Annotated in this window: 14 protein-coding genes; 4 read left to right on the top strand and 10 right to left on the bottom strand. The window is 67.4% G+C overall.

Annotated elements, in window-relative coordinates:
* Positions 1–74: 74 nt before the first annotated feature.
* The 5 genes from CFK21_RS14005 to CFK21_RS13990 all read right to left on the bottom strand — a co-directional run bounded on the left by CFK21_RS14005 (position 75) and on the right by CFK21_RS13990 (position 2,983).
* A complete protein-coding gene (locus CFK21_RS14005) occupies positions 75–359 on the bottom strand; it encodes a PilZ domain-containing protein (RefSeq protein WP_157745706.1) in 285 nt (94 codons plus the stop codon).
* 123 nt (positions 360–482) lie between these two features.
* Positions 483–800 (bottom strand): PilZ domain-containing protein, encoded by a 318-nt coding sequence (locus CFK21_RS15335; protein ID WP_157745704.1) that lies wholly within the window; start codon positions 798–800, stop codon positions 483–485.
* Between the two features lie 270 nt (positions 801–1,070).
* The gene (gene lipA / locus CFK21_RS14000) at positions 1,071–2,015 is read right to left on the bottom strand and encodes a lipoyl synthase (RefSeq protein WP_096367231.1); all 945 of its coding nucleotides are present in this window, start codon (positions 2,013–2,015) and stop codon (positions 1,071–1,073) included.
* Between the two features lie 63 nt (positions 2,016–2,078).
* The gene (lipB, locus tag CFK21_RS13995; RefSeq protein ID WP_096367230.1) at positions 2,079–2,717 is read right to left on the bottom strand and encodes a lipoyl(octanoyl) transferase LipB; all 639 of its coding nucleotides are present in this window, start codon (positions 2,715–2,717) and stop codon (positions 2,079–2,081) included.
* On the bottom strand, positions 2,714–2,983 hold the full coding sequence (locus tag CFK21_RS13990) for a YbeD family protein (protein WP_096367229.1): 270 nt from the start codon (positions 2,981–2,983) through the stop codon (positions 2,714–2,716). The genes lipB and CFK21_RS13990 overlap by 4 nt, the downstream gene beginning before the upstream one ends.
* Positions 2,984–3,319: 336 nt before the next feature.
* Between CFK21_RS13990 and CFK21_RS13985 the strand changes: the two genes are divergently transcribed.
* From CFK21_RS13985 to CFK21_RS13970, 4 genes are all read left to right on the top strand, one after another.
* Positions 3,320–3,697 (top strand): hypothetical protein, encoded by a 378-nt coding sequence (locus tag CFK21_RS13985; RefSeq protein ID WP_157745702.1) that lies wholly within the window; start codon positions 3,320–3,322, stop codon positions 3,695–3,697.
* Positions 3,698–3,799: 102 nt separating this feature from the next.
* The gene (locus tag CFK21_RS13980) at positions 3,800–5,065 is read left to right on the top strand and encodes a TolC family protein (protein WP_096367227.1); all 1,266 of its coding nucleotides are present in this window, start codon (positions 3,800–3,802) and stop codon (positions 5,063–5,065) included.
* Entirely contained in the window at positions 5,065–6,336 is a 1,272-nt protein-coding gene (locus tag CFK21_RS13975) for an efflux RND transporter periplasmic adaptor subunit (RefSeq protein ID WP_096367226.1), read from the top strand. The genes CFK21_RS13980 and CFK21_RS13975 overlap by 1 nt, the downstream gene beginning before the upstream one ends.
* Before the next feature lie 9 nt (positions 6,337–6,345).
* Complete coding sequence (locus CFK21_RS13970) at positions 6,346–9,492, top strand: efflux RND transporter permease subunit (RefSeq protein ID WP_096367633.1); 3,147 nt, start codon at positions 6,346–6,348, stop codon at positions 9,490–9,492.
* A 257-nt stretch (positions 9,493–9,749) separates the two neighbouring features.
* Here CFK21_RS13970 and CFK21_RS13965 read toward each other — a convergent pair whose 3' ends face one another.
* From CFK21_RS13965 to rodA, 5 genes are all read right to left on the bottom strand, one after another.
* Positions 9,750–10,613, bottom strand: coding sequence for a D-amino acid aminotransferase (locus tag CFK21_RS13965; RefSeq protein WP_096367225.1), 864 nt, complete (start codon positions 10,611–10,613; stop codon positions 9,750–9,752).
* 126 nt (positions 10,614–10,739) lie between these two features.
* Complete coding sequence (locus CFK21_RS13960) at positions 10,740–11,894, bottom strand: D-alanyl-D-alanine carboxypeptidase family protein (RefSeq protein WP_096367224.1); 1,155 nt, start codon at positions 11,892–11,894, stop codon at positions 10,740–10,742.
* Between the two features lie 66 nt (positions 11,895–11,960).
* On the bottom strand, positions 11,961–12,782 hold the full coding sequence (locus tag CFK21_RS13955; RefSeq protein WP_096367223.1) for a septal ring lytic transglycosylase RlpA family protein: 822 nt from the start codon (positions 12,780–12,782) through the stop codon (positions 11,961–11,963).
* A gap of 147 nt (positions 12,783–12,929) precedes the next feature.
* Positions 12,930–13,916 carry a lytic murein transglycosylase B gene (gene mltB / locus CFK21_RS13950; protein ID WP_096367222.1) on the bottom strand — a complete coding sequence of 329 codons (987 nt, stop codon included), beginning with the start codon at positions 13,914–13,916 and terminating at the stop codon, positions 12,930–12,932.
* A gap of 6 nt (positions 13,917–13,922) precedes the next feature.
* A complete protein-coding gene (rodA, locus tag CFK21_RS13945) occupies positions 13,923–15,035 on the bottom strand; it encodes a rod shape-determining protein RodA (protein ID WP_096367221.1) in 1,113 nt (370 codons plus the stop codon).
* Positions 15,036–15,108 lie beyond the last annotated feature (73 nt).

Raw genomic sequence — 15,108 nt, 5'->3', positions numbered from 1 at the left:
TACGTTTGCAGTACCGGTCCATCCGCCTGCCTGGAGCGGCAAGGCGGTGCGGCGGGCAAGAGGCGGTGCCGGATCTATGCCAGCGTTGAACCGGGCTCCTCCCGCGACATCCGTGCCAGTGCCGCCGTCAGCCGCTCGTCCCTGCGGGTGAAGGCCATGGCACTGCCGCTGTCATCCACGCGCACCACGCGGGATGGCACGATGTGCAGACCGAAGTGGGTCTTGAAGGCCAGCCTGACGGTGTCGCCGGGTTTCATCCGTTGTTCCGGCGTCAGTTCGATGTAGATGCCGTTGCCGCTGATATTGCGGATTCTGCCGCCGAGCAGTCCGTTGCCGCCCTTGTGCAGGACGACATTCATGGTCCTGAGGATTCTTTTCTCTGTGCGGTTTTCGGGTCGCTGTTCCATTCCTGTTCTCTGCGGGATTCAGGGCGCCTTGTCCTGTCCCGTTTATTGTTTTCGTTCCTGACTGTATCGGGACGTCTATCCCTGCAGCCTGCGCCCGAAACCGGTCACATCGCGATAGAAGTCCTCCGGCAGGTCCTTCGCCAGCACCAGGCCGGTCCCTTTCCGCTCCGAACTGTGAATGACCAGCGCGCGGGTCCGCCAGTGATGTTCCTCGCCGGGATCGGAGATTGTCACCTCGACCATGCGGTGGGGCTCAAGGTCGGGATGCGTCAGGGGCAGGTTGAGGCCATGACGGCTGATGTTGCGGGTAAGCGCGACCAGAGGGCGGGATTGGTCGAGATGGATCCGGGTGGTGAGTTGAACGTCGTGCCGGCGACCAAAGCGGTGCTCCATGGCTTCCTGCTCCAATGATTAATGTATGGAACTGGAATATATCCCTGTCAGGTGTTGCATGAGTATGACAAATATCACGAAATGCAACGGTCGTCGCACAATTGTGCCACGGCAGCGGGAAATCCCTGTGATGCGCGGCGGGTGTGGGGCACAGAGATGATTCCATGCCCGCCGGACAGGGACAGACACCGGGGTCAGACAGGAATGGCGCTTGCTTAACCCGGTTTGCACCGGTCATTTGAAGTAAGTGCCATTCGGGTCAGGCGGGCTTTAACTGCTGAAGGTGCCCGCTGCCTGCTGATCGGCGTGATAGGAGGAGCGCACCATCGGGCCGCTGGCGACCTGCTTGAAGCCCAACTCACGCGCCACTTCACCCAGGCGGTCGAACTCCTCGGGAGTGACGAAGCGATCCACCGGCAGGTGGTGCAGGCTGGGTTGCAGGTACTGGCCCAGGGTCAGCATGTCGCAGTCGTGGGCGCGCAGGTCGCGCATCACCTCGACCACCTCGTCGAATGCCTCGCCCAGGCCCAGCATCAGCCCGGACTTGGTCGGCACCTGCGGATGGGTGGCCTTGAACTTCTGCAGCAGATCCAGCGACCACTGGTAGTCGGCACCGGGACGGGCCTTCTTGTACAGGCGCGGCACCGTCTCCAGGTTGTGGTTGAACACGTCCGGCGGTGCCTGGGTGAAGATGTCCAGCGCCCGGTCCATGCGGCCGCGGAAGTCGGGCACCAGCACCTCGACCGTGGTCTGCGGGTTGTGCTCGCGCACCGCCCCGATGCAGGCGACGAAGTGGCCGGCGCCGCCGTCGCGCAGGTCGTCGCGGTCGACCGAGGTGATGACCACATAGTTCAGGCCCATGGCCTTGATGGTGCGGGCCAGGTTGAGCGGCTCCTCGGTATCCAGCGGATCGGGCCGGCCGTGGGAGACGTCGCAGAAGGGGCAGCGCCGGGTGCAGATGTCGCCCATGATCATGAAGGTCGCCGTGCCGTGGCCGAAGCACTCGCCCAGGTTGGGGCAGGAGGCCTCCTCGCACACGGTGTAGAGGCGGTTGTCGCGCAACACCTGCTTGAGCCGCTGCACCTCGGGGCCGGCCGGGGATTTGGCGCGGATCCATTTGGGCTTGCGCAGCGGCTTCTCGGTCGGCTCGATCTTGATCGGGATGCGGGCGGTCTTGTCGGCGCCGCGCTGGCGCTTGATCGGGGTCTCGTTCATCTGCTGACTACCTGATGTACGGGGAGAAAAATTGCCGATTCCCGCGGCGGGGCGGGGTGTTGCTCAATCGGAGGAGGCCCCAGTGTAGCCCATTTCACGGGTGATTTGCGAGACCAGGTCCGCCGCCACCCTGTGGATATCATGGGAAATCCCAAGGTTTTTCAACTGAGTAACGGCCATGCCGGGGTGGCCGCAGGGGTTGATGCGGGAGAAGGGTTCCAGGTCCATGTCGATGTTGAAGGCCAGGCCGTGATAACTGCCGCCGCGCTTGATGCGCAGGCCCAGGGCGGCGATCTTGCCGGCCTCGACATAGACCCCGGGGGCCTCGCGATCGGCCCAGGCCTCGATGCCGTAACCCGCCAGCACCTCGATGATGGCCTGTTCCAGCTTGCGCACCAGGGCCTGCACGCCGAGCCCGCGGCGGCGGATGTCTGCCAGCAGGTAGGCCACCAGCTGGCCCGGGCCGTGGTAGGTCACCTGACCGCCGCGGTCGATCTGCACCACTGGGATGTCGCCGGGGGCGAGCAGATGCTCCGGCTTCGCCGCCTGGCCCAGGGTGAACACCGGCGGGTGCTGGACCAGCCAGAGCTCGTCGGGTGTGTCGGGGCCGCGGTTGGCGGTGAAGTCCTGCATTGCCCGCCAGACCGGTTCATAGTCGCGCAGGCCCAGGTCGCGCACGATCAGCTTGTCCACTGAGGTCATAAGACCATCACGATTTCATCGGCCGCGGTCAGTTCGCGATAGATGGCATCGAGCTGGTCCTTGCTGGTGGCGCGCACCGTGACGGTTACGGAAAGGTAGTTGCCCTTGGCCGAGGCCTGGGTGCGCACCGCGCCCTCGCCGAGGTCCGGCACGTGGCGCCGCACCAGGCTGACCACCAGACCCTCGAACTCCTCGGTCCAGGCGCCCATGGCCTTGATGGGGAAATCGCAGGGGAATTCCAGCAGGGTTTCGTCGTCGGAATCCATGCTTGGAAGTATATCGCGAAACCGCGCGGGTTTTCAGACCCGGTTCGGAAGGCTTCCGACTCCGAAAGCCCGGAGAAATTCGTGACCTCGCTTACTTCAGCCGCGTCATCCCCGCGAAGGCGGGGATCCATGTTTGTGAGTTCTCCGAGCCGTGGATTCCTGCCTTCGCGGGAATGACGGATGGTTGTGCAAGCCGGGATACGCGCAGCGTTTCCGGCAATCCGTGCATGGCCGGGGGCGGGGTGCGCCGCTGTCCTATGGCGACTGCCTGCCTTTCCCCTTGTTTCCAGGGCCCGCGGCCGGTAGGCTGAAACCGCTATGCACTACTGGCGACACATGGCACGCAGACACCCGCTGATCATCCTGTGCATGATCGCGGCCTTCCTGTGTCTGTCGCTGCTGCCGGCCCATCTGCATGTGTATCACGCGCCGGCGGACGGGCATGCGGCCGCGGAGCACGGGGTGCATGCCCATTTCGCCCTGGATCCCGACCATGTGGGCGAACATCGCCACGTGGTCGACATGGGCGGGGACACCCTGGTCAAGAAGCTCACCGATCCGCTGGAGCCGGCAGCGGCTCTGCTGCTGGTGCTGCTCCTGCTGCTGCCGTTGTCCCTGACGCGGCCGGATCATGCCCCGGCCCGTTCGGTCACGCCGCCACACGCCCATCCGGCTGCATTGCTGCCCCCCCTGCGCGCACCGCCGCGTTCCTGATTCCGTTCCCGTTATAACCCTGGTCGCGTGAGCCGGCGCGGGCATTCGTGTCCGCTGCCCGGCGCGTCGGCTCGAACGAGCCGGACAGACGGAGTCATATCCATGAAAAATGCCATTGTTGCGCCACTGCTGGGCGCCTGCCTGCTGGTCGCCATGACGCCGGTCGCGGCGACACAGGCCGATGCCGGGTTGCGGCTGGAGCAGGTGGTCGGCCGGGTGCTGGCCCGCAACCCGCAGCTGCAGCAGTTCGACACCGAGGCGCGCGCCGCCGGCGCCCGGGTCCGCCAGGCCGGGCAGGGCACGCCCTACCGACTGGGCCTGGAACTGGAGAACATCCTGGGCACCGGCCCCTTCGAGGGGATGGACACGCCGGAGGCCACCCTGAGCCTGTCGCGGGTGCTGGAGACAGGCGGCAAGCCCGGTCATCGGGCCGAGCTGGCACGCTCCCGGCTCGGGCAGCTGCGCACCGAGCAGGATGCCCGCCGTCTGGACGTGCTGGCTGCGGCGGCGCGGCAGTTCGTCCGCGTGGTCGGGCTGCAGCAGCAGGTCGGGCTGGCGCGGGACGAACTGGAGCTGGTGCGCGCCAACCGGGAATCGGTGCGTCGTCGGGTAGAGGCCGGGCGCAGTCCCGACGCCGACCTGGCGCGGGCCGACATCGCCGTGGATCGCACCGAACTGGCGTTGGCGCAGGCGCACAGCGAGCTGGACAGCGCCCGGCTCGGGCTGGCCGTTCACTGGGCGGCCACCACGCCGGATTTCAACCGCGCCGAGGCCGATCTGTTCCGGCTGCCCGGGGTCGAGCCCTTCGACCACTATGCCGCGCAGCTGGAGCGCAACCCCGACCTGGCCCGCTTCGCCACCCGGGCGCGGCTGGCCGAGGCCCGCCAGCGGCTGGCCGCGGCGCGGGCGACCCCCGACGTCGAGCTCGGCGGCGGGCTGCGCTACCTGGGCGAGGGCGATGAGGCGGCACTGCTGTTCTCGGCCCGCATCCCGCTGGGCAGCCGTTCGCGCGCCGAGCCCTACCGGGCCGAGGCCGACAACCTGGCCCTGCTCACACCCTGGCAGCGGGAGCAGCAGCGGCTGGAACTGCATGCCGCCCTCTATGCCATCCACCGGCAACTGCGGCAGGCGCGGGAGCGGACCCTGCGGCTGCGCGGCGAGATCATCCCCGCCGCCGAGCGGGTACTGGATGACTACAGCCGCGGCTATGCCCGGGGGCGCTACTCGCTGCTGGATCTGACCCAGGCCCGCCGCACCCTGCTGGAACTGCGGCGCGAGGCGCTCGCCGCCGCGACCGACTATCACCTGTCACGCGTTGAGCTCGACCGTCTGATCGGCGTCGGGCCTGACGCTGGAGTACAACCCTGATGCGAAACCTGATTCTGATCATTGCCATTGTGGCGCTGACGGCCACCGCCGCCGTCTGGCTGACCCGGCACGAGCCGGCGCATGCCGCCGGCGAGGCCGATCATGGGCACGGCCATACCGAGGGGGGCGAGGGGCACGCTGCCGAGCCCGAAACCGGCCCGCACGGCGGCCGGCTGCTGCACGCCGGCGACACCCGGCTCGAACTGAGTGTGTTCGAACAGGGCGTGCCGCCGCGGTTTCACGTGTATGCCCGGCATGCGGGAAAACCCGTGGCCCCGGAGGACATGCAGGTCGAGGTATGGCTCACCCGGCTGGGGGGAGAGATCGAGTATTACAGTTTCATGCCGCAGGATGATTACCTGCGCAGTCGCGAGAGCGTCGGCGAGCCGCATTCCTTCGACGTGGAGGTGAATGCCGTCATTGCCGGTGAACAGCATCACTGGCAGTACTCCAGCCATGAGGGCCGTACCCGCATCCCCGCCGAACTGGCGCAGGAGATGGGCATCGTCACGGAGACGGCCGGCCCGCAGACCCTCGCCGAACGGCTGGCCGTCACCGGCCGGGTGCGCACCGACCCCGACCGCCTGGCGCGGGTGCGGCCGCGCTATGCCGGTCAGCTGGAGTCGATCGAGGTCGGGCTGGGTGCAGCGGTGGAGGAGGGCCAGGTGCTGGCCCGCATCCGCAGCCATGAAAGCCTGCAGACCTACGCAGTGCGGGCGCCGATCGCCGGGGTCGTGCTCCGGCGCGATGCCCAGCCGGGGGAGAACACCGGCGAGACGCCGCTGTTCGTCATCGCCGATGTGTCGCAGGTGTGGGTCGAGCTGGATCTGTTCGGCCGCGCGCTCGGCCGGGTCCGGCCGGGGCAGCCGGTGCGGGTCGAGACCCTGGACGGCGCCAACGCCGACGGGGTGATCGACTGGGTATCGCCGCTGGCCGCCCACGCCAGCCAGAGCGTGGTCGCCCGGGTGGTGCTGCCCAATCCGCAGGGCCGTTTCCGCCCGGGCCAGTTCGTGCGCGGCGCGGTCACCGTCGATGAGACCGAGGCGGCGCTGGCGGTGCGGGAATCGGCGCTGCAGCGCTTCCGTGAGTTCGACGTCGTCTATGCCCGCGTCGGCGAGACCTACGAGGTGCGCATGCTCGAACTGGGCCGGCGCGGCGGCGGCTGGGTCGAGGTGCTCGACGGGCTGGCGCCGGGCACGGCGTACGTGACCGGCAACAGTTACCTGGTCAAGGCGGACATCGAGAAGTCCGGCGCGGCGCACGCCCACTAGGAGGGAATGATGCTGAATCATATCGTTGCGCTTTCCCTACGCCAGCGCTGGCTGGTCCTGATCGTGGTCACGGCGCTGGCCGCGCTCGGGATCCGCAACTATCAGCAACTGCCCATCGACGCGGTGCCGGACATCACCAACGTCCAGGTGCAGATCAACACCGAGGCGCCGGGTTACACCCCGCTGGAGACCGAGCAGCGCATCACCTTCGTGGTGGAGACCGCCATGGCCGGGCTGCCGCAGCTCGACTATACCCGTTCGCTGTCGCGCTACGGCCTGTCGCAGGTCACGGTGGTGTTCGAGGAGGGCACCGACATCTACTGGGCGCGCCAGCTCATCGGCGAGCGCCTGGCCGAGGTCAAGTCCAAGCTGCCGGTCGGGCTGGAACCGGCCATGGGACCCATCGCCACCGGCCTGGGCGAGATCCTGATGTACACCATCGCCAATCAGCCGGGTTACGACCATACACCCATGGATCTGCGCACCTACCAGGACTGGATCGTGCGCCCGCAGTTGCGGCTGACAAAGGGCGTGGTCGAGGTCAACACCATCGGCGGCTATACCAAGCAGTTCCATGTGCTGCCCGACCCGGACCGGTTGCTGGCCCATGATCTGACCCTGCAGGATGTCATGGCCGCCCTGGCGCGCAACAACCGCAATGCCGGCGCCGGCTACATCGAGCGTCACGGCGCGCAGTACCTGATCCGCTCCCCCGGCCTGCTCACCGACATGGAGGATATCCGCGGCATCACCGTGGCCAAGCGCCAGGGCGTGCCGATTCATCTGGAAGCGCTCGCCGAGGTCCGGCTGGGCCAGCCGCTGCGCACCGGCGCGGCCACCGGCGACGGCGAGGAGATCGTGCTGGGGACGGCCTTCATGCTCAAGGGCGAGAACAGCCGCGAGGTGGCGCAGGCGGCGGCCGCGCGGCTGGACCAGATCCGGCCCTCCCTGCCCGAAGGCGTCGAACTCAATACGGTCTACAACCGCACCGAGCTGGTGGACAAGACCATCGCCACGGTCCGCAAGAACCTGGCCGAGGGCGCGCTGCTGGTGATCGCGGTGCTGTTCCTGCTGCTGGGCAACTGGCGCGCAGCCCTGGTCACGGCGGCGGTCATCCCGCTGGCCATGCTGATGACCATCACCGGCATGGTGGAGTCCGGGGTCTCAGGCAACCTGATGAGCCTGGGCGCGCTGGACTTCGGCCTGATCGTGGACGGCGCGGTGATCATCGTGGAGAACTGCCTGGCCCACCTGTCGGCCTACCAGCGCATGCACGGCAGCCTGCCGGGGCTGAAGGAACGCCTGCGCGTCGTGCGCGAGGCGACGGTGGAGGTGATCCGGCCCAGCGTGTTCGGGGTGACCATCATTCTCATCGTGTATGTCCCGATCTTCGCCCTCGGCGGGGTGGAGGGCAAGATGTTCCACCCCATGGCGCTGACCGTGGTCATGGCCCTGAGTGCGGCCCTGATCCTGTCGCTGACCTTCGTGCCGGCCGCCGTGGCGCTGTTTGTGCGCGGGCGCATTGCCGAGGGCGAGAACCGCCTGATGCGCGGCCTGGGTCGCGTCTACGTCCCGGTGCTGGACCTGGCCCTGCGTCACCGCCTGCCGGTGGTGGTGGCCGCCGTCGCCCTGGTGCTGCTGGCCGGGCTGCAGTTCACCCGCATGGGGGCGGAGTTCGTGCCGCAGCTGGACGAGGGCGACATCGCCACCCACGCCCTGCGCGTGACCGGCACCGGCCTGCAGCAGTCCATCGGCATGCAGCAGGAGGTGGAGGCGCGGGTGAGGCGTTTCGCGGAGGTCGAGCGGGTGTTCTCCAAGATCGGCACGCCGGAGGTGGCCACCGACCCCATGCCCCCGAATGTTGCCGACACCTTCATCATCCTGAAGCCGCGCGCGCAGTGGCCGGACCCGCGTCGCCCCAAGGCCGACCTGGTGGCCGAGATGGAACGGGTGCTGAGCGAGCTGCCGGGCAACAAGTACGAATTCACCCAGCCCATCGAGATGCGCTTCAACGAGCTCATCTCGGGCGTGCGCGCCGACCTGGCGGTGAAGGTCTACGGCGACGACCTGGACACCCTGGTCGAGTTGGCGCACCGCATCGAGGGGGTGGTGGCCGGCGTGCCCGGCGCGGCCGATGTGCGCACCGAGCAGGTCACCGGCCTGCCGGTGCTGACCGTCACTCCGGACCGCGAACGCCTGGCCTATTACGGGATGGACGTGGCCGACGTGCAGGACACCCTGCGCATCGCCATGGGCGGCGGCACCGCCGGGCAGATCTTCGAGGGCGACCGGCGCTTCGACCTGGTGGTGCGGCTGCCGGAGGCCCTGCGCACCGACCCCAACACCCTGGAACGGCTGCCGGTGCGCCTGCCCGCGGAGCGCGATCCGGAGGTGGTCGGTGATGCCGATGTCACCGGGGTCGCCGCCGCCGCGCCCGAGGCCGTACCGCTGGGCGAACTGGCGACGATCGAATACGTCACCGGCCCCAACCAGATCAGCCGCGAGAACGCCAAGCGGCGGGTGTTCGTCACCGCCAATGTGCGCGGCCGCGACCTGGGCAGTTTCGTCGAGGACGTGCAGGCGGCGGTGCGGGATCAGGTGGCGCTGCCGTCCGGCTACTGGCTGGATTACGGCGGTACCTTCGAGCAGCTGATTTCGGCCACGCAGCGCCTGTCACTGGTGGTGCCGGCGACCCTGCTGATCATCTTCGGGCTGCTGTTCATGGCCTTCAACTCGGCCCGGGACGCGGCCCTGGTGTTCAGCGGGGTGCCGCTGGCGCTGACCGGCGGCGTGGCCGCGCTGGCCCTGCGCGACCTGCCGCTGTCGATCTCCGCCGCGGTCGGCTTCATCGCCCTGTCCGGCGTGGCCGTGCTCAACGGCGTGGTGATGCTGGCCTTCATCCGCGACCTGCGCCGCCAGGGCGTGGCGCTGGAACAGGCGATCCGCGACGGCGCCCGGCGCCGGCTGCGGCCGGTGCTGATGACCGCGCTGGTGGCGAGCCTGGGCTTCGTGCCCATGGCGCTCAATGTCGGTATCGGCGCCGAGGTGCAGCGGCCCCTGGCCACGGTGGTGGTCGGCGGCATCATCTCCTCGACCCTGCTGACCCTGGTGGTGCTGCCGGCGCTGTACCGGCTGGCCTATCGCCGGGCGGCGTGAGCGGGCCCGGCGCGGGTTGCCGGGAACGCTGCGCTTATCCCGGCCTGCGCTGCCCGTCATTCCCACGCAAGCGGGACAAAAGCGCGAAGCGCGTTGAACGCCGGCACGGCGGCCTTTATGCTCTATGGGTACGTAGGGCGAGCGCAGCGAGTAATCCATATACCGCCGCGGTTTCTGGATCCCCGCCTGCGCGGGGATGACGGCGTCTTCGATGTTGTGGCCAATAATCCTGACTGCTGTGTAATGTCAGGCTGGTTTCAGCCGGCCCGGCCTTCCCGCACCGCCTGCTTGTATTCCCGGTAGATCCCGTGCATCTGCCGGTACAGCGGGCCGGGGCGGCCGTCGCCGACCGGCACGCCGTCCAATGTGGTGACCGGCATGATCTCCTTGGTCGAACTGGTCAGCCAGACCTCGTCGGCGCCGCGCAGCTCTGCCTCGCTGATGGCGCCCTCACGGTAGGGTATGCCGTGGCGGGCGGCCAGTTCGATGACCAGGTCGCGGGTGATGCCGGGCAGCAGCAGCGGGCCCTTGGGCGGCGTGATCAACAGCCCGTCGCGGACGATGAACAGATTGCTGGCCGCGCCCTCGGTGGCCTCGCCGTCACGGAGCAGAATGGCCTCGGCCGCACCGGCCTCCACCGCCTGCTGGCGCAGCAGCACGTTGGGCAACAGGGTGATGGCCTTGATGTGGCAGGACTGCCAGCGGATGTCGTCCAGGCTGATCGCGGTGATCCCGTGTTCGGCCAGTGCCGGATCCGGTTCAGGGATCGGGTTGCTCATGGCGAACACGGTCGGCTTGAGATCCGCCGGGAAGGCATGATCCCGCCGCTCCATCACGCCGCGTGTGACCTGCAGGTACACGGACTGGTCTGTTCCCGCGTTTTCTCCTACCAGCTCCTCCAGGATGCCCTGCCACTGCGGCTCGGTGTAGGGGTTGGGGATGCGTACTGCCTGCAGACTGTTGTCCAGGCGCTGCAGGTGCGGCTGCAACCGGAACAGGTGCCCGCCATAGGCCGGGATGACTTCGTAGACGCCGTCGCCGAACAGAAAGCCGCGGTCCATGACGGAGACGCGGGCCTGGTCGTGGGGGAGGAATTCGCCGTTGAGGAAGACGGTGGGCATGTAAAAGTCCAGTGAGGAACGAGGAGTCTTTGCCTTAGTCCGTCAACCCGGCGCAGGCCGGAATGACGGATTAGTGAGTGATGTAGGTCGGGTTATGCCTTTGGCCAATCCGGCCTACGCAATGCCTCACTCGAAATACAACCACACCTCATCCACCGTGCGCTGCCAGAAGGAGCCTTCGGCCACGGATTCCAGCGCCACCAGCGGCACCTCGGTCAGTGCATTGCCATCCAGGTTGATAACCAGGCTGCCCTGGCGTTCACCGGCGGCGACCGGTGCGATGATGCGCGGGGCCCGCTGCACATTGGCCTGCAGGTCTTCATAGCGGCCGCGCGGAATGGTCAGATACAGCGGGGTCTCCACGCCGAGCGGCAGGACTTCGCTGGCACCCTTCCACACCCGGGCGTCGACCAGCTTGGCGCCGGCATCGTAGAGCTTGTGCGTCTCGAAGAAGCGGAAACCGTAGTTGAGCAGGGCCTGGCTGGCGTCGGCGCGCGCCTCCTCGCTGCCGGTGCCGAGCACCACCGAGATCAGGCGCATGTCCTCGCGCTGGGCGGAAGTGACCAGGCAGTAGCCGGCCGCCTCGGTGTGGCCGGTCTTGATGCCGTCGACCGAGGCGTCGCGCCACAGCAGCTTGTTGCGGTTGTGCTGGGTAATGTCGTTGTAGGTGAAACTTTTCTGCGAGTACCACTGGTAGTGCTCGGGAAACTCCTGGATCAGGGCGCGGGCCACCCTGGCGATATCGGCCGCGGACATGTAATGCTCCGGGTCCGGCAGGCCGGTACTGTTGGTGAAGTGGCTGTTCTCCAGGCCCAGGTCCGCGGCGTATTTGTTCATGTATTCGGCGAAGGTGTCCTCGCTGCCGGCGATATGCTCGGCCAGCGCCACGGTGGCGTCGTTGCCGCTCTGGACGATCACGCCCTTGAGCAGGTCCTCGACGCTGACCCGGTTGCCCACCTCGATGAACATGCGCGAGCCGGGCATGCGCCAGGCGCGCTCGCTGACCCTGACCTGATCCTCGAGGCTCAGGGCCCCCTTCTGTAATTCCTTGAACACCACATAGACGGCCATCATCTTGGTGATGCTGGCCGGCTCCACCGGGTTGTGACTGTTCTTCTCCGCCAGTACCTGACCGCTGTGATGATCGATCAGCAGGTAGGATTCGGCACCCACTTCGGGGGCCTTGGGCACCGGCATGGGGGCGGCGGCGGCAGTCTGGAAGGACAGCAGGAGCAGGAGGGTCAGGAAGCTGTGGGCGAAGTGCAGAAAGGATTTCATCATTGCTTGGCGTTTCGGTTCCGGTCAGACATTGATAACGGGGCGGTCGCGACGACGTCGCGAGAGCCCCTAGTCTACCACGACGTGGGGGCGCTGGATGCCGAAACGGGTCAGGGATTCGGCCATGCGGTCGGCATCCTCGATGCTGGCGAGCGGGCCGATGCGCACGCGGAACACCGGGCGCTGGTCGCTGTAGCCCTGCTGGATCTCGATCCCGGGCAGGTCGATGTCCTGCAGCCGGTGGCTCAGCCGTTCGGCATTGTGGCGGGAACTGAAGGCGCCCACCTGCAGGTACAGATCGGGGTTGCCATCGCGGGCCGGCATCACTGCCGGCCGGGGGGCGGCGCTGGCGCTGCGCAGCTGCGGTTCGGACTGGCCCGGATTCAGGGCCACGACCTCGACCGGGGCCGTACCGGTGGCGACGATATCGAGTTTCTTCGCTGCCACATAGGACAGGTCGATGATGCGGCCCTCGTGGAAGGGGCCGCGATCGTTGATCTTGACCACGATGGAGCGGCCGTTGCGCAGGTTGGTCACGCGGGCGTAGGTGGGCAGCGGCAGGCTCTTGTGGGCGGCGGTCATGGCGTACATGTCGTAGGGCTCGCCGCTGGAGGTGCGTCGGCCGTGGAACTTGGTGCCGTACCAGGAGGCGATGCCGCGCTCGGCATAGCCATGGCTCGAGTCCATGACGTAATAGCGCTTGCCGAAGACCTCGTAGGAACTGGGGTTGCCGTAGCGGCTGCGGGGCTCATGTCGCGGGACGGCGTCGGGGATGGAGGCCACATCCACATCGCGGCCGGGCGCGCCGTCGCGGTCGACATAGGCCCCGCCGCCGCAGGCGCTCAGCAGCAGGGCGATCAGGCCATAGAGAAGAGGGCGTGTGACGGACATGGTGTGTTTCCTCATGTGCAGCATCCCGTTATCGGTCCCGGTGTGACTGGCCTGAATTGCGTAGATGGGTGAAGCGCAGCGCAACCCATCATTGTCCGGCGGTCGTTGATGGGTTACGGCGCTGCGCGCCTTCACCCATCCTGCTTGCTATTCCTGCACCCGTCCCTGTTCGCGCCGCTCGGCGATGGCGCGCGAAAGCTGGTGTACCGCCATGGCGTAGAGCGGGCTGCGGTTGTAACGGGTGATGACATAGAAATTGTTGAATATTACCCAGTACTCCTGGCCGGTGGCGGTCTCGAGCGCGATCAGGCCCACCTCGGCATCCGGGGCGATGGCCGCCTGGGGGCTGACCCCGTATCGGCTCAGTTCGTCGGCGCGGACGCTCGGCTTGATCCCGGCTTCCAGCAGCTGCTCATGTGCCTTGCCCTCGACCCGGGCCGGTATGGCCACCGGCGCGCTGTGTTCCCAGCCGTGTACCTGCAGGTAATTGCCCACGCTGCCGAGGATGTCCTCGGGGCTGTGCCACAGGTTGCGCTGGCCGTCCTGGTCGAAGTCCACCGCATAGTGGCGGTAGCTGCTGGGGATGAACTGGCCATGGCCCATGGCGCCGGCGTAGGAACCCAGGGCATCGGCCATGTCGATGCCTTCCTCGCGGCTGAGCAGGAAGAACTGATGCAGTTCCCTGCGGAAGAAGTCGGCCCGGGGCGGGTAGTCAAAGCCCAGGGTGGCCAGCGCATCCAGCACCCGGTAGCGGCCGGCGTGTCGGCCGTAGCGGGTCTCGACGCCGACGATGGCGACGATCACGTGGGGGTCGACGCCGAGTTCCTGCTCGACCCGGTCCAGGATGGTCTCGTGCTCATCCCAGTAGATGGCGCCGAGTTCGATGCGTTCGCGATTGACGAAGATGGGGCGGTACTCGAACCAGGGCTTGGCCTCGGCCGGCCGCGAAATCGCGTCCAGGATGCTCTGCTTCTTCTCCGCCGCGCGCAGCCAGCCGCGTACCTCGTCGGCCTCGAAGCCGGCGGCGACCAGTTCCTGCACGAAGGCGTCGGCCTGTGGGTGATCGGCATAGGATGCGGCGCCGGCCGGGCCAGAGAGCAGGGCGAGCAGGGCGAGAATCAGGGACTGGCGCATGGGCGGTTAACTCTGCAGCAATCTGCGGTGGGTGTGTATGGACATCAGCATACCGAATCCGGCCAGCAGGGTCACCATCGAGGTGCCGCCATAGCTGACCAGGGGCAGCGGTAGCCCGACCACCGGCAGCAGGCCGGTGACCATGCCGGTGTTGACGATCAGGTAGACGAAGAAGGTCAGCGACAGGCTGCCGCCGAGCAGGCGGGTGAAGGTGTCCTGGGCGCGGGTGGCCAGATACAGGCCGCGCAGCAGGATGAAGGCGTAGATCCCGAGCAGCAGCAGCACTCCGACCAGGCCGAATTCCTCGGCCAGCACGGCGAAGATGAAGTCGGTCGAGCGCTCGGGCAGGAACTCCAGGTGCGACTGGGTGCCGTTGAGCCAGCCCTTGCCGTACAGGCCGCCCGAGCCGATGGCGATCTTGGACTGGATGATGTGATAGCCCGCGCCCAGCGGGTCCTGCTCCGGATTGAGGAAGGTGATCACCCGCTGGCGCTGGTAGTCGTGCATGAAGTACCACAGCACCGGCAGCAGGGCGCCGGCCAGCACGCCCAGGCCGGCCAGCAGCCGCCAGGACAGTCCGGCCAGGAACAGGACGAAGAAGCCGGCGCTGGCGATCAGCAGCGAGGTGCCCAGATCCGGCTGGCGGGCGACCAACACGGTGGGAATGATGATCAGCAGTCCGGCACCCAGCAGCCGTTTGGCGTCGGGCGGCAGCCGGGCATCGGCCAGGAACCAGGCGATCATCATCGGCACCAGCAGTTTCATCACCTCCGAGGGCTGAAAGCGGATCACGCCCAGATCAAGCCAGCGTTGGGCGCCCTTGCCGACATCCCCGATCACCAGTACCGCCACCAGCAGGCCGATGCCGGCGCCGAACAGCCAGGGCGTCCAGCGGTGCAGCAGCGAGGGCGGGATCTGCGCCACCACGAACATGACCACGAAGGCCAGGCCGAGACGGATGAGTTGGCGCTGGAGTACGGCATCGCTCTGGCCCGAAGCGCTGTAGAGCACCACCAGGCCCAGCATGCACAGGCCGAGCAGGCCCAGCAACAGCATGCCGTCCAGGTGCAGGCGCTGCATCAGGGTGCGTCGGGTGCCGGAGCCGGGGTTGATTTCCATGTGGGTTGCGTTCGTCCCTTCAGCTCAAAAACATTTTAACCGCAACGGCGCAGACGGTGCGCAAAGGGATGAA

Source organism: Thiohalobacter thiocyanaticus, assembly GCF_002356355.1.
GTDB classification, from domain to species: domain Bacteria; phylum Pseudomonadota; class Gammaproteobacteria; order Thiohalobacterales; family Thiohalobacteraceae; genus Thiohalobacter; species Thiohalobacter thiocyanaticus_A.
Note: the sequence above shows the minus strand (reverse complement) of the source record. Positions and strands in the feature narration are given on the sequence as shown.